The sequence below is a fragment of the Iodobacter ciconiae genome (genome assembly GCF_003952345.1).
Classification (GTDB): domain Bacteria; phylum Pseudomonadota; class Gammaproteobacteria; order Burkholderiales; family Chitinibacteraceae; genus Iodobacter; species Iodobacter ciconiae.
In genome coordinates this window covers 3,297,591-3,312,474 of the sequence record NZ_CP034433.1, presented here as the reverse complement: position 1 = coordinate 3,312,474, position 14,884 = coordinate 3,297,591, and the positions used below count along the sequence as shown (strand labels likewise).

Here is a 14,884-nt window from a genome sequence, read left to right as displayed (position 1 = left end):
TGCACTCTGCCGTGCCCGTCTTGCCCTGATTCCAGCCGGATATTCTGACTGCAAGCCAGGATTACAAACCAAGGATTTCCGGCCCGGCGCATGGGTGGCTTATTCCAATGGACACCAGGTACATCATTCACCCAAATAAAGGAAAAGAGAACCACCAAACATAAAAATAGAATGCCGACTTCAAACTGAAAATCACTTGCGTAAGTAAGGCATCAGTGTGCCGCCAATGGCAAACAATATGAAAACAAACAAAACCAGGTTGAGCTGTTGACAGGCCGGTGAAAGAAATCAAAATGGATAACCCACCTGCAGCAGATTCACTTTCACCTAAAGAAAGTTATAAAACCCGGATTCCACTTTAATGCCCCAATAAAAAAAGTGAGCATCACTGCTCACTTTTCATAGATCTGATTTATTTCATTTGGTCATTCACGCATCGCTACGACTCCCCTTCAAACCGGAGTTTTGGCAAAAACAGCCTGAAATAATAATTGGCTCAGAGATACCTTAAGCTTTACCGGACAAACGCTGCAGTCGTTGCAGCGCCGTTTCTCCACTTGCCACTTCGGTCACCGATTTTCTGATTGCAGCAATTTCAGCCGCCTGATCCAGCGGTTTTTGCGCGATATCCGTAATGATTTTCATCCCGGCAGCTTCGTTGGAGACCTTCTCTGCACGGCGCGTTAATGCACTTAACGCATTGGAATTATTCGACACACCTTTAAAACCAGCTAATTGTTCCTGTCTGGCCTGGCGGGCGGCCTGTAAATCTTTTTGTGCTTCGGCCGCAGCCAGAGTTTGCAGCGCTTTTTTGGCCGCAGCATCAAAATCAGCCAATTGCTGTGAAAGCTGCTTCACGATTTCTTCAAACTCGGTCATAAATTCACGCGCATCGGCCGCTTCCTGCTCCTCTTGCGCCACACGGCCTTTATTGGCTTCCAGCTCATCGCAAAACACGGTAACAGTAGCTTCAGAAATTGTTCCTGCGGCCAGGCGGGCTGCCAAGGTTTCCAATGCTTTTTCATCTGTTGCAATCAGCGTTTTTAAATCCACCACATCTTTTTGCTCTTTAGCAAAATCAGCTCTGGCCTTGGCCAGCTTCTGGGCTGAGTCTTGCAACACGCTACGCAGCTGATCACGATCTGCTTCGGTTGCAGTTTCAGGATCAAAATTGGCAATCACGCCAGAGATTTTGTCGCCCAGTGCACTGAAATGTTTTGCCACCAAACGTGCTGTTAAATTCCAACCTGAAGACATATTACTTCCTTAGAAAGTGATTTTGGTTTTAAGATGACCCGATCTATTTATCATTCTCGCCCAGGCAGAAATCTAACATGATTGCCTGACCCCGGTATGTGAGGATGACCATTTAGCCGGAGCTTACTTTACTGCACCGTAATTCGTTCCAGCTCTAAAGGTAAACCAATCATAAAATCGACATGAATAGCGCGCTTTGAATAATCACCATCTTCGCTTTCTACTACTTCTGTGCTGATCAGCAGATATTCTGAGCCACTGGCTAACTGGCGTACATAGGGCATAAAGTATATTTTCTGACTTAAACCCTTTACCCCCATCGCATCATCAATCCGCACTTCCGAACCGGTAAATGGTGAAATAAATTCAGTATCAGCCCCTCCCGCATCGCGCTGATATTCCAGCTGCTCTTCCCCGCCAAAAATCTCATTGATTCTGCTTTCACCGTAGCCCAATTCCACAAACTGCTCACGTGCCAAAGCATAGCTCTGGCAACCCAGACCATAGCCCGCTTCGCCAGTAAAGGCTTCCTGATCTTCGGCACTGGCAGGAAAAATACGGGTTAGCCGTGTGCAATACATGATTTCTTCAACCACGCCATTTGGGTTTTGAAAGACCTGTACAAATTTCTCGGGTATTTCATCATTGCCGGTTTCAATATATAGACGATATAAACGGCCCGATAAATTAATCTTTACCCGGCTCACGGCCTGAATCAGCATACTCAGATTAGCAGGCGCTTCAATCACCGAGCCATTGGCACTGGCTCGGATAAAGGGCGACATTTGTAAAGTAATCAGGCTGCCAATTCTGGCTCCCAATGGCAAACCGTCATCCTGGCGCTCATCTTCTTTGCCCAGCAATTTAGATCCGTAACTAAAAACATCTTTCCAGCCCATCTTAACGGTCCCCTAAGGAATAACGCCGTGGTGTCGATTTTTTTCTTAAGAAAAAAGCCAAAATTAGAAATGCAATAATAAACACAATAACGCCAAAGAAAAAAACACCCAGCCAGCCTGAAGACTGCTCATCAGCTGCAGATTGATTCTGTGCCTGCTGGCGGCTGGAATTACTGATTGAATTGCCCAGCATGCTACCCAGCACCGAGCCTGCCATAGACTGGCCAAAAGAGCCCTTCCTATCAGCATCACGGCCTGGATAACCCATAGGTGGCTGGCGGTATGGATCGCGTTGAGCCTGTTTTGAATCGGAATTGGGCAGATAAATACTGGAGGCAGATCGCCGTGCTCTTGCCTCTCGCTCATTCATCGTATTTAGCGCTCTATCTTTTTCAGCCGCACGGCTCATACTTTTGTTCGATGCAGACTGGCCAGGTGCAGTTTGGGCATCTGTTTTTTTAGCTCGGCCGAAAGAGCCAAAAGAAGTGTTGGATTCACTACGGCCAGCATTTTGCGGCGTAGCGGGCTTACTCTGAGTAGGTTTACTGCTTCGAGAAGAAGAAAATCCACCGCGATAGCTTTTAGACGACGACTCGGCCAGCGTGTTTCCCACCAGCAGCGTGCAAAACGCAATCACGATCCATTTTATGGTCATTTCTAATTCACCCTCATACCAAGCAAAAAAATATAGCTGTTTTTTACACTGATATAAAAATATAAGTAAGGCATTAAACTATTTATGTTTAAGATTGCACAATCTGACATAACAGCACCTGCGCTTATTTCTGCACGATGAGCACTCCTCAATTAAAAAATTCACATTCTTGTGCTTTCTGTCCGCCTTATGAAAATCATTCTGCACACAGCTACTAAATAGCAGACTTTTTTAACGCAAACTGCCGCCGCAGCCAGCGTACCGGCATGCCAATCACGGGCAGCTTCTGGAATAACTCTTCGGCTGCATCCCAATAATCCCGGTGATAACACACCTGGCCCTGTGCGTTTAATTTAAGGTGCGATGCGCCGTGCACGCTGTACGCCTTGCCTTGCAGCTCAAATAAAAAATCCCAGGTAATAAACGCCATATCGCCCTGCATGACACGATCTTTCATCACAAAGCGTGGCTTTTGCGTGGTTTCAAACATATGGGCAAAAATACGGCGGATATCTGCCACACCGCATACTTCATTAAACGGGTCTTTAAACCAAGCATCTGCACTATAAAAACGCTCGATCTCATCCAAATTTTGCGGGCTGATTGCCTCGTACCACTGCAACATTTCATCAAGCAGCATGGTTTACCTTAAATCCTTAAATGGGCTGATAATTTGAAATCACGCCAAACGCTGCAGCAAGGAAAAACGCCAGCGGTAGGGCAATTTTTGCAGGCACTTCATCGCCAGCGTAAAGCGGCGAGGAAAGTGAATTTCAAAGCGGCCTTGCTCCATGCCCTGCAAAATAGCGCTGGCAGCTTGCTCCGGTGTTTGCAAAGCGGGCATGCTGAAGTTATTTTTTGCTGTTAGCTCCGTTTTTACAAAGCCCGGATTAATCAGATACACGCCAAGGCCACGCGGATGCAGATCGGCATAGAGCAGCTCGGCAAGATTAATCAGCGCGGCCTTGCTCGGGCCGTAAACAGAAGCATTGGGCAGGCCCATATAGCCTGCCACACTGGCAATCACTGCCACGCTGCCCGCTTGCCGGGCGAGTAAATCAGGCAGGATGGTTTCAAGCCCAAAGTAAACGCTGGCTAAATTCACCGCCAGCGTGCGCTCTACCTGTGCGGCCTTTACCTCCCAACTGCGCTCAGGCCGGTAATCTGCTGCGCAAAACACCACCAGATCTACCCCGCCCCATGCGTTTTGTATCTGCTGAAAAGCGCCGGGCCAGGCGGCTGCATCGGCCACATCAAAGGGGATAATCTGCACCTGCTCACTCGCCGCAGCCACTTGCAGCAGCCGGCTTTCGCTGCGCGAGCTGATTGCTACGCGTGCGCCTTTGCCGATTAAATCACGGGCCAGCGCCGCACCAATGCCGCTGGAAGCGCCAATCAGCCACACGCGCTGCGAGCGCCATTGCCGGATTTGCGGATTAAGGCTGGCAAACACGGCTAATCCTTTTTGCGGAAAAACAGCGTGACTTCGCCCAGCTGCCAGCCAAATTTGCTCATGCTGGCGCGATTTATCATGGTGTTCTGGTCAATTAGAAACATCCAGTCATCAAACTGCACTTCATAAACCGAGCCATCGACCGGCAGCAGCATGGTGTATTTCCAGTTCAGCGCATTACCGGCAATCACCCCCAGCGCTTCGCCTTTTATATCGTCCGCAGTGCCGGACCACTGGCCATTCGCTTGCTGGCGTAAAGTCCAAACGCGTTTTTGCTTGCTGCCATCGCTATAAGTGAAGTCTTCATCCAGTACAAAGCGATCCCCCTGCTGAGTGCCGGTTAGCAGCACATGAAAGCGCTTGACCACTTCGCCATCCCGCTTTTGAAACGTGCCCCATGCTTCTGTCTGGCCACTAAAAAACCGCACTAAATCTAAGGCAGGCTGTTGCTGCTGGTAATGACTCACATCCGGCCCAGCGCAAGCGCCAAGCAGCAGACAAAACATAATTAACAGGGCTTTCATAATGTGGATCCTTTTAAATCGTTGCGGGCGGATGACTCACTGACCTTACGCAGCAAAACCCAAATCTTGAAACACGGAGGCCACAGAGAACATGGAGTTTCACGGAGAAATCAGGGTTTTACTTAAATTTTTTCAATTAGATTTTAAGAATTTTCAAACCTTAAAAATCTGGATTTATATCTCGATCTTGGCACGGGGCTTCAATCCTCCCCTGAAGCACGCCGAAGCGAGGAATAAGCGGCGCGGGGTTTCGGAAAAGGGGTAGCGAGGCAGCGAGCGAGCAGCCTTTTTCGCCGAGCCGATTATCCGCAGTGAGGGGCTTTCGTGCTGTTCGGGGCGGCCTTCTTTGCTTCCTTTCTTGGCCGTTCAAGAAAGGGAGTCCCACGCGGGGGAATCCCGCACCGAAATCAGCGTGCCGAAGGCACTAAAAAGATAAAGCACTGCGTAACATCAGTAACAAGGTAAAAAGACTTAACTCAAAACCTGTTTTTCTCCGTAAAACTCCCCGTCCTCCGTACCCTCCGTGGTTCAAGACTTGGGTTTCCTTTCCACATCTCCAATCACTAAATTTAAACGCCACATCGCCAGTAATTTAATCGCACAAGGCAAGGCGGCATAAGTCAACGCAAGGCTTAATCCACCCTGCCCAGCTACTCCCGGCTGATAGCCGCCCAAGGCCAGCAAAGGCAAGACGAGGCCGGAGATGGCGAGGGCCAGTTTGCCCAGTAGTGTCCAGATGCCGTAATAGCTGGCGGCTGAATGCTGAGGTGAAATCAGCCCAGCCAGTAACACCGGCGGCAGGGCTAAATCGGCCCCCAGCGCCAGCCCTGCCAAGATACACACCAGTGCATAGGCCACCACGTCACCGCCACTCAGCACAGCCGCTCCGGCAAAAGCCAGCACCGCTAAAATCATGCCCAAGCGCCATGCTTTTGCTGTGCCGATTTTTCCAGCCAGCTTTACCCATAGCGGCAAGCCGATGGCCGCGGCCACAAAATAGGCGGCTAAAAACGCACCCGATAATTGCGGGGCCTCAATACGATCGCGAATAAAAAACAGCGCCAGCGTGGCCGGAATCGCCACCGATACCGCATTTAAAAAATACGGCAGCAGTACGCGCCTGAAGGCCGGATTAGCTAGCGGCTCGCGCCAGGATTGCTTTTGTCCCCCGCCCAACCAAGGCAAGGCGCGGTAAAGCAGCGCCCCTATGCCCAAAGCTAATAAGAGGGCAAATGCCAGCGCATACCAAGCCATGCCCTGCTCCACCTGCTGGCCCGCCATTAAATAGCCCGGCACGATGCTGGCCAGCACCACCCCCACCAGCCCGGCACCTTCGCGCCAGGCTGCGGCATTAAGCAGTGCCGCCTCATTTCCCAGCCTTGCTCCCCAGGCCAGATAAGCGATATTGAGCATGCTGTGTGCGGTGTAAATGGCAATCAGCATCACCACCAGCCACACCATCAGCGCCTTGCCTTGTACCGGCGGCAACCACAGACCTGCAAAGGAAACCGCCAGCAGCACGCCCGCCCCAAACATCCAGCCACGTAGGCGCCCTGCTTTTAAATCAATTAAATGCCCCAGCCACGGGTCTTGCACGGTATCCACCAGTCTGGCCAGAAACAGCAGCAGCCCGGTGGTAGACAAAGCCATTCCCAATTGACCGGCGTAATAAGCCGGTGCGTGCACGTACACGGGTAGTGCGGCCATTGCCAGCGGCAAGCCCAGCAGGCCATAAGCCAGTGCGGGCTTCACTTTTGCCCCAAAAGCTGCGCGCGCAGATTGCTGTCTTTACTGCGCTCATCCAGCCAGATGGCAAAAAAGGCTTTGGCGAATTCGACATCGGCCACTTCGGCATTCAAGCCCTTCTTGCCATAAAAACGGCAACCCACACCGGGCAGATACACGCCAATCAGCTGATCGCCGCTTTCTACATCACTAAACGCGCGCTCCATTTCTGCCTGCCAGCGGGCCAGCTGAGCCTTGCTGTATTCTTTGCCGGATAAACGCTTGATTTCATCAAGGCTGGTGCTGACAAAACGCTCGCGGCTGATGCTGCGGTGGTAAGTCAGCTCCAGCGCAAAAGGCGCGCTGGCTGTAAAGGGGCGCTGCTCGCTCCATAAACGGGCTGTATATACCCTAAAACCAAACCAGCGGAATTCTCCCGATCCAAGCGGCGTAGCAGCAGGCAGCTCTACACGCCAGCCGGCGGCAAAAGCCCCATTCACCATCGCCAGCAGCAGAATCAGTAACAGCGCACTAGCGGGTTTTTTGTAATAAGAACTGCACCACATCGGTTCGCCCCTCATCAAAGCCTGCTTCGCAATAGGCGTAATAAAGCCGCCAGATACGCCGGAATTCATCATCAAAACCTTGCGCCGCAATAGTGGCTTCACACGCGCTAAAAGCATGGCTCCAGCGGCGCAGTGTTTCGGCGTAATCCGCGCCAAAATGGTATTGATCGAGTGTTTTAAGGCCAACTTCGGCCGCCTTGGCCACAAAGCGCTCCGGGCTGGGCAGCATGCCGCCGGGGAAAATATACTGCTGAATAAAATCGGTATTGGCGCGGTAGTTTTCAAACCGCGCATCAGCTATGGTGATGCTTTGCACCAGCGCTTTTGCCCCCGGCTTTAAGCATTGCTGCAACTGATTAAAATAGCTGGGCCAGAAGCGCTCGCCCACGGCTTCAAACATCTCGATCGACACAATGGCATCGTATTGCTCGTTTAAATCGCGGTAATCACAGAGCCAAAGCCTGGCGCTATTACCCTGATTGCGCGCTTGAGCCACGGCCAGCTGAGCCTCTGAAATGGTAATGCCGTGCACTTCAATGCCGCAGCGGGCGGCATGCTCGGCAAAACCGCCCCAGCCACAACCGATTTCCAGCACTTTATCCCCTGCTTTTAAAGCCAGCGTATCGATAATTCTCTGGTATTTGGCGGCTTGGGCACTTTCTAAGCTCTGGCTGAAATCACCGGCAAAAATAGCGCTGGAATAGGTCCAGCTTTTATCCAGCCACAGCTGATAAAAATCGTTACCGATATCGTAATGCGCATGGATATTGCGTTTACTGCCCTCGCGGGTATTGGGGCGCAACCAGTGTTTCAGCCGGTACCACAGCGTGGCCAGCTTGCCGCCAAAGACAAAGCGCGCCAGCACCGCTTCGTTTTTTAAAGCCAGCCGCAGCAAGGCAGTTAAATCAGGCGTATCCAGCCAGCCGGCTGAAAAACTTTCTGCAAAGCCAATATCACCCGCTTTGATAATCCGCCCACAAGCACGCCAGTCATTGATATGCAAAACGGCGCTGGGTGGCGTGTGTAAATCACCGAAAGTAAGGTGACTGCCATCGGGCGTAATCAGCTGCAAATGCCCGTATTGCAGGCGCTGCAATACCTGGATAAATAACCGGGCTGCGGCAGGCGTTGCAGAGGACAAATCAGACAAGGTGCGCGCTTGGCTCATGATTGGCTTTCCTTTGAACTTCGCAAATGAAGTGGATGACTGACAGGGTGTAACGGAGGCTGAGGCTTGCGGTAAAACGGCACGCGTTTCAGCCACAGACGCAGCGCCTGCCAATGAATTTTGGCGACCACGCCCAGCGTTAAAAAGGGCTGAGCCAGCAAAGCACGCCGTAAATGCGCGGGAGTAAACGAATGGTGCCGGCCTGCAATCGCCGTTTTAATCAGCAGGCCTTCCTGATCAAAATAATCAATCGCCACAAAAGCGCTGTCTGGCGAATTTTTAAAGCAAAACTGGTAATGCCCTTCCACAGGGCAAAAAGGCGAAACATGCAGTGCTTTAATGCTGTGTAAATCACTGTCAGCCCGGATATCCCCGCCCTCAGCAGCTTGTAGCAAATAGCGATGATGCTCGCCAAAGGTATTGTTCACTTCGGCCAGTACTGCTCTTAAACCGCCATTTTTATCGTGGCAAAACCAGAAATTAACCGGGTTAAAGGCATAACCAAAGATTCTGGGAAAGGTTTGCAGCCAGATTTCGCCATCGGCCTCGATGGCTGCATCTTTAAGCAGGCCGCGCATCCAGCCCTGCAGATCAGAGCCATCTCGGGCACCGTAATCACGTGTGGCAATCGATAAAGGCCGCCAGCAGTCAACACCAAACCAGCGGTTATTCAGCTCGCCCAAGTAAGCCAGATTCAGCCGCAGGCAGAACACCGGATAAACAAAGCGGTTTTGCACCGGCCGGAGCCGCTCGTGCATCACCTGCCCGGTTAATAAATAAGCGGTGCGCATCAGAGCTGCGCCCATGCAGGAAGGACATCAAAATCGGCAGCTACACGCAGTGCCGATTTTAGGCCGTCCTCATGAAAACCATACCCCGTCCACGCTCCGGCAAACCATGTGCGATTGCGCCCCTGCAGCTGCGGCAAACGCAGCTGGGCATCAATAGCAGGCTGATCCATGATCGGATGCTGGTATTCAAACTGGGCAATTACTAAATCCGGTTTTTTAAAGGGATTGAGTGTCACCACTACCGGGTTTTCAAATGGCAGGTTTTGTAACTGATTTAATAAATAGCTGACACAAACCGGCCGCTGCCCGTCAACCGCCGCACCGCCCAGATAATTCCATGCAGACCAGACTTTTTTGTTACGAGGTAATTGCCGCTCATCCAGATGCAGGTAAGCAGTATTGGGCTGATAGCGCACAGCACTCAGCAGCTTTTGCTCGGCAGGACTTGCGTCTTCCAGAATACTTAAGGTATCGGGGGCGTGCCCGGCAAAGACTACGATATCGAAACGTGATTCGCCGCTGGCGGTTAAAACACGCACACCATTTGCATCCCGGCGGACACCCAGCACCGGCGTATTAAGGCGGATATCCGGCAAAGTGGCAGCGATACGCTGCACATAGCTGCGGGAGCCACCCTGCACGGTTTGCCATTGCGGCCGTCCATTCACCTGCAATAAAGAGTGATTAATGCAAAAGCGCAAAAAGGTCAGCGCCGGAAAGCCCAGAATGTCTTTGGGTGAGCTTGACCAGATGGCTGCAGCCATGGGCAATAAATATGCTTCCCTGAATAGCTGCCCATAGCCACCTGCATCCAGCAACTGACCTAATGTTTCACCACGATTACCCGCCCGCGCCAAATTAACGTAAGCGGCTTTATTAAAACGCAAAATGTCTTTCAGCATGCCCCAGAAACGTGGTGAGCAAAGATTGCGCCGCTGAGCAAACACGGCATCCAGATTGGTGCCTGCCCATTCCAGCTGTCCCTCATCCATCGATACGCCAAACGACATATCCGTGCTGTACGTTGCCACGCCTAGCTCGGCCAGCAGGGCCACTAAATTGGGGTAGGTTTTATCATTTAGCACCAAAAAACCGGTATCGACCGGATGGCTGATGCCGTTAACGGATATATCCACCGTATTACTGTGGCCCCCAAGATAATCTCCCGCCTCAAACAGGCAAACATCGTGCTTGCGATTGAGCAGATACGCACTGGCAAGACCCGAGATACCCGCGCCGATCACGGCAATTTTTTGTCTGTGAGCAGAAGGAACTTGCTGTGCCACGGAGGACTCCTTTAATCAGGGTTTACAACAGACGGATCTTACTAAGCGTTTTAGCTGATACAGAAAGCTACCCATTCGTCTCGTCAACAGCTAATATGACAATTAAACTGCCATGCAATTAAATCTACCACAGAGTAACTTTAATTACTAATGAGTATTTTAAACAAATTAAGTTTCAAAGATCAGGCCTTTAAGCTGCGTGAAACGGCAATCCTGGATGCAACGACCGCCATACTGGCCAGCAAGGGCTTTGACCTGATGACCATGGATGATGTTGCCCAGGAAGTAGGTATTTCAAAACCCAGCCTTTATAAGCACTTCAAATCTAAAGAAGATTTGGTCGGTGCGGCCATGATTCGCCTCATTGATGAGGCGCTGGATTATCTGGAATCCATGCCTGCATCGCTAAGCCCGATACAACAGCTAAAAGATTTACTGGCATGGGCATTAAGAATCAGGCTAAAGGGGGGCATGCCTTTTCTGCCCTCAACCAGCCCGCATGTTCGCGAAATGCTGACGCGAAATCTTAAGTATGTCATGAGAGTGTTAAAATTAAATGGAAAGATAGAGGAAATCATTAAGAAAGCAAAAAAACAGGGGGAACTCAGCGCTGCCCTTTCAGACGATGTTATTTTATTTGCCTACTACGCCAGAACCTGTGATCCGGCAGTCGAATATTTACAGCTTTACAGCAAGCTGGATCACGATGCCATCATTGCTGCCATGCTGGAAGTCTGTTTTTGCGGCCTGAAAAACCAGGCATAAGCAGCCCCAAAGCGAATTTGCTGCAGTACAGAGTTGAATCCAGCGCCCTGCGCCCACATATACTTCGGATGAAACCACTAAGGAATACCCCAAAATGAGCGTTCCGCACCTAACCACTGCACTCACCGGCCCATTGTTAGATCTGGAGCGTAAGATTTTGGCGGCCCAGCCTGAAATTGAACATTGGTTTCGCAATCAGTGGCAGGAGCACACGCCACCATTTTATGGCTCGGTCGATTTACGTAATGCAGGCTACAAGCTCGCTCCGGTCGATATGAATCTTTTCCCGGGCGGCTTTAATAATCTGAACCCGGAATTTCACCCGCTGGCGGTACAAGCCACCATGATTGCACTGGAAGGCTATTGCCCGGATGCACGCCGCGTATTGCTGATTCCGGAAAACCACACCCGCAATACTTTTTATCTGCAAAACGTGGCTGAACTGGCAAAAATCTTGCGCCAGGCGGGACTGGTTGTCCGCCTTGGCAGCATGAACCCGGAAATCACGGAAAGTACCACGCTTGATTTACCCGATGGAGGCCAGCTGACACTGGAGCCAATTGTACGTATGGGCAAACGCGTAGGTATCGCTGGCTTTGACCCCTGTGTGGTGCTACTGAATAACGACTTATCAGCAGGCATTCCGGCCATCTTGCAAGATATCGAGCAAACGCTGTTGCCGCCGCTCAATGCAGGCTGGGCCGTGCGCCGTAAAACCCAGCATTTCACCGCTTATGACAAGGTTGTCGAAAAATTTGCAGCACTGGTCGATATCGATCCCTGGGTGATTAATCCTTACTTTGAGCATGTAGACGGGCTGGATTTTCATTCCCGTGCAGGGGAAGACAAACTGGCCGCCACTGTGGATACGATGATTGAAAAAATCCGCATCAAGTATGAGCAACACGGCATTAATCAGGTCCCCTTCGTCATTGTAAAAGCCAATGCCGGCACTTATGGCATGGGTATTATGAGCGTGAAATCCGGCGAAGAATTACTGGGTTTAAACCGCAAGCAACGCAATAAAATGAGCGTTATTAAAGAAGGCATGGAAGTACACGATGTAATCGTGCAAGAAGGCGTGCCAACGTTCGAGCAAATCAACGCTGCCGTGGCAGAACCTGTGGTGTATATGCTCGATCGCTTTGTGATTGGCGGCTTTTACCGCGTGCATACCGGGCGTGGTATTGACGAAAATCTAAACGCACCTGGCGCACACTTTGTACCACTGGCCTTTGCTTCCCCGCTCTCCACCCCCGATTGCGACGGCTCGCCCGACTGTGAAGCCAACCGTTTCTACTCCTACGGCGTGGTGGCAAGACTGGCCTTACTGGCCGGGTCTTTAGAGCTGGAATAAGTTTTAACAACTTAAAACTCAGATCAAAAAATCTTAAGACACAGAGAACACTAAGAAAAGCTAAAGCGAGAAAACCGATGCAAAACGTCATTTCGGAATGATATTTTAAAGCTCCTGATTAGCAAGCGGCTTCAGTTAGTATTGATATAGAGCTAAACCTTGAACCACATAGTAAAACGAGGACACAGAGAATACAGAGCAAATCTGTCCTCGTTTTTCTCTATGAAACTCCGTGCCCTCTGTGGTTCGAGATTTCGCTCTCTTAGCTTTCTTATCGTTTTTTGCCTTTCTCTGTGTCTACAGACTTTTTTAGTTTTTCCTCAATATTGAAATAGGCCGCTATGAAAATCCTTGTCGTGCTTGATCCGCTTGCCAGCTTAAAAATTTACAAAGACAGCAGCTACGCCATGATGCGCGAGGCTGATTCGCGCGGGCATTTGCTGTTTACCTGTGGCGCTGAAAATTTGCGGGTTAAAGACGGCATCGTCGAAGCACAGGCTACCCAGCTGCATTTTACCGGGACCCAAAACGGCCACGACTGGTATACCCAGAGCGATACCGCCATCACGGCGCTTAAAGATTTTGATGCCGTGATTATGCGTAAAGATCCGCCCTTTGATCAGCAATATTTCTACGCCACACAGTTGTTTACCCTGGCCGAAGCGCAAGGAGCCAAACTCTTTAACCGTGGTCAGGCGCTGCGTGACTTTAATGAAAAACTGGCCATTTTAAAGTTTCCCCAGTTCACGGCCCCCACCCTGGTCAGCCAACAAGAATCCGATATCCGCGCATTTTTATCCGAACACGGTGACATTATTTTAAAACCACTGGATGGCATGGGCGGCACAGGAATTTTTCGCCTCACACAGGCAGATCCGAATATTGGCTCGATTATCGAAACACTGACCGCCAATGGCACACAAACCATCATGGCTCAGCGCTATATTGCAGCAATTAAAGAAGGCGATAAGCGCATCCTGCTGATCGATGGCAAGCCGGTGGACTGGTGCCTGGCACGAATTCCCAAGACAGGTGAAACACGCGGCAATCTGGCGGCAGGCGGCAGCGGCGTAGCAAGACCATTAACAGCCAGAGACCGGGAAATCGCCGAGGCACTTGGGCCGCAGCTTGCAGCTCAAGGCTTACTACTGGTGGGGCTGGATGTGATTGGTGAAAACCTCACCGAAGTGAATGTCACGAGCCCCACCTGCTTTGCCGAAATCACCGCCCAATCAGGCATCAATGTCGCAGCTTTGTTTATTGATGCGCTGGAAAGGCACTCCGCCCGATGAAGACCCTTTTCTTGCTGATTACCCTGCTGCTACTTAGCGCCTGCAGCAAGGCACCGATTTATCAGCAAGAAAGCTATGTATTTGGTACACGGGTACAGATCTCTATCTGGGGCTTGCCTGAGGAAGTAGCACAAAAACACACAGCGGCGGTATTTGCTGACCTGGACCGTATCCACACCCGTTTACACCCTTGGCTGCCCTCCGAAATTACCCGTATTAATGCCAGCTTTGCCAAGGGTGAGCCAGCGCTGATTGACACCGAAACTGCCGCACTGCTTAAACAGGCCAGCCAATACGCAGATTGCTCCGATCAATTATTTAACCCTGCTATGGGCGGGCTGGTTGAAGCCTGGGGCTTTCATAAAGACAACTACGCAGCGGTACTGCCCAGTAGCACAGTCATTACTAAGCTACTGGCCAGCCAGGCCAAAATGAGCGATCTGAGCTTTGATGCCACAACGGTAAGCAGTAGTAATCCGGCAGTAAAAATTGATACCGGCGGCTTTGCCAAGGGCTGGGCGCTGGATCGCGCCGCCGCTTATTTACGCAAACACCGGGTAAACAATGCACTGATTAATATCGGTGGCAACGTGCTGGCGCTGGGTAAAAAAGACCAAACGCCCTGGGTGGTGGGCATCCAACACCCCAGAGAACCTCAAGCAATGGCCACAATTGCTTTAAGAGATGGTGAAGCCATTGGTACATCCGGCGATTATCAGCGTTTTTTTGAAGTTGCAGGCAAGCGTTACTCACATTTAATCGACCCGCGAACCGGGCAACCCGCCACGACCATGGAGGCGGCAACCGTCATTGCCCCGCCCAGCCTGGAAGCGGGAGCGATCTCTGATGCGGCCACCAAACCCATTTTTATCGATGGCATAGGAAATACATTACGCCATGCCAAGCGTTTTGGATTGCAAGACGTACTCATCGTGAGTAATGATGGCAGTGTCTATATAACAGCAGATTTACAACGGCGGCTGACGTGGGTTAAGCCCCCGGTGCATATTTACCGCTTGCGCTAGGCTTTATTGAGCTTTGTTTCACAAACATTAACAGTGCCTAATGTAAGATAAAAGCGGTATATTCGTAGTATCTTGCTTCCTTGTATTTTAATAACATCAAACTTACACAAGCTAAGGTAAA

The 14,884-nt window shown here is 50.8% G+C and carries 15 protein-coding genes; 4 read left to right on the top strand and 11 right to left on the bottom strand.

Annotated elements, in window-relative coordinates; all coding sequences use genetic code 11:
* Positions 1-507 precede the first annotated feature (507 nt).
* The 11 genes from EJO50_RS14570 to EJO50_RS14520 form a co-directional block, all read right to left on the bottom strand.
* A complete protein-coding gene (locus tag EJO50_RS14570; protein WP_125975364.1) occupies positions 508-1,257 on the bottom strand; it encodes a coiled-coil domain-containing protein in 750 nt (249 codons plus the stop codon).
* 128 nt (positions 1,258-1,385) lie between these two features.
* Entirely contained in the window at positions 1,386-2,156 is a 771-nt protein-coding gene (locus EJO50_RS14565; RefSeq protein WP_125975362.1) for a DUF2491 family protein, read from the bottom strand.
* Between the two features lies 1 nt (position 2,157).
* The gene (locus EJO50_RS14560) at positions 2,158-2,811 is read right to left on the bottom strand and encodes a hypothetical protein (protein ID WP_125975360.1); all 654 of its coding nucleotides are present in this window, start codon (positions 2,809-2,811) and stop codon (positions 2,158-2,160) included.
* A gap of 214 nt (positions 2,812-3,025) precedes the next feature.
* The gene (locus tag EJO50_RS14555; protein ID WP_125975358.1) at positions 3,026-3,451 is read right to left on the bottom strand and encodes a nuclear transport factor 2 family protein; all 426 of its coding nucleotides are present in this window, start codon (positions 3,449-3,451) and stop codon (positions 3,026-3,028) included.
* A gap of 39 nt (positions 3,452-3,490) precedes the next feature.
* A complete protein-coding gene (locus tag EJO50_RS14550; protein WP_125975356.1) occupies positions 3,491-4,264 on the bottom strand; it encodes an SDR family NAD(P)-dependent oxidoreductase in 774 nt (257 codons plus the stop codon).
* 2 nt (positions 4,265-4,266) lie between these two features.
* Positions 4,267-4,788, bottom strand: a complete 522-nt coding sequence (locus EJO50_RS14545; RefSeq protein WP_206434406.1) for a DUF3833 domain-containing protein — start codon at positions 4,786-4,788, stop codon at positions 4,267-4,269.
* 528 nt (positions 4,789-5,316) lie between these two features.
* The gene (locus tag EJO50_RS14540) at positions 5,317-6,540 is read right to left on the bottom strand and encodes an MFS transporter (RefSeq protein WP_233702104.1); all 1,224 of its coding nucleotides are present in this window, start codon (positions 6,538-6,540) and stop codon (positions 5,317-5,319) included.
* Positions 6,537-7,079 (bottom strand): chalcone isomerase family protein, encoded by a 543-nt coding sequence (locus tag EJO50_RS14535; RefSeq protein WP_125975352.1) that lies wholly within the window; start codon positions 7,077-7,079, stop codon positions 6,537-6,539. The genes EJO50_RS14540 and EJO50_RS14535 overlap by 4 nt, the downstream gene beginning before the upstream one ends.
* Entirely contained in the window at positions 7,045-8,247 is a 1,203-nt protein-coding gene (locus tag EJO50_RS14530) for an SAM-dependent methyltransferase (RefSeq protein ID WP_125975350.1), read from the bottom strand. The genes EJO50_RS14535 and EJO50_RS14530 overlap by 35 nt, the downstream gene beginning before the upstream one ends.
* On the bottom strand, positions 8,244-9,038 hold the full coding sequence (locus EJO50_RS14525; RefSeq protein WP_206434405.1) for a DUF1365 domain-containing protein: 795 nt from the start codon (positions 9,036-9,038) through the stop codon (positions 8,244-8,246). The genes EJO50_RS14530 and EJO50_RS14525 overlap by 4 nt, the downstream gene beginning before the upstream one ends.
* Complete coding sequence (locus EJO50_RS14520) at positions 9,038-10,324, bottom strand: NAD(P)/FAD-dependent oxidoreductase (RefSeq protein WP_125975348.1); 1,287 nt, start codon at positions 10,322-10,324, stop codon at positions 9,038-9,040. Before EJO50_RS14520 ends, EJO50_RS14525 begins: the two co-directional genes overlap by 1 nt.
* Before the next feature lie 150 nt (positions 10,325-10,474).
* Here EJO50_RS14520 and EJO50_RS14515 point away from each other — a divergent pair, with 150 nt between their 5' ends.
* The 4 genes from EJO50_RS14515 to EJO50_RS14500 all read left to right on the top strand — a co-directional run bounded on the left by EJO50_RS14515 (position 10,475) and on the right by EJO50_RS14500 (position 14,763).
* Positions 10,475-11,089: a TetR/AcrR family transcriptional regulator gene (locus EJO50_RS14515; RefSeq protein WP_125975346.1), complete on the top strand. Its 615-nt coding sequence runs from the start codon at positions 10,475-10,477 to the stop codon at positions 11,087-11,089.
* 94 nt (positions 11,090-11,183) lie between these two features.
* The gene (gene gshA / locus EJO50_RS14510; RefSeq protein ID WP_125975344.1) at positions 11,184-12,446 is read left to right on the top strand and encodes a glutamate--cysteine ligase; all 1,263 of its coding nucleotides are present in this window, start codon (positions 11,184-11,186) and stop codon (positions 12,444-12,446) included.
* 341 nt (positions 12,447-12,787) lie between these two features.
* Positions 12,788-13,738 carry a glutathione synthase gene (gshB, locus tag EJO50_RS14505; RefSeq protein WP_125975342.1) on the top strand — a complete coding sequence of 317 codons (951 nt, stop codon included), beginning with the start codon at positions 12,788-12,790 and terminating at the stop codon, positions 13,736-13,738.
* The gene (locus tag EJO50_RS14500; RefSeq protein WP_125975340.1) at positions 13,735-14,763 is read left to right on the top strand and encodes an FAD:protein FMN transferase; all 1,029 of its coding nucleotides are present in this window, start codon (positions 13,735-13,737) and stop codon (positions 14,761-14,763) included. Before gshB ends, EJO50_RS14500 begins: the two co-directional genes overlap by 4 nt.
* Positions 14,764-14,884 lie beyond the last annotated feature (121 nt).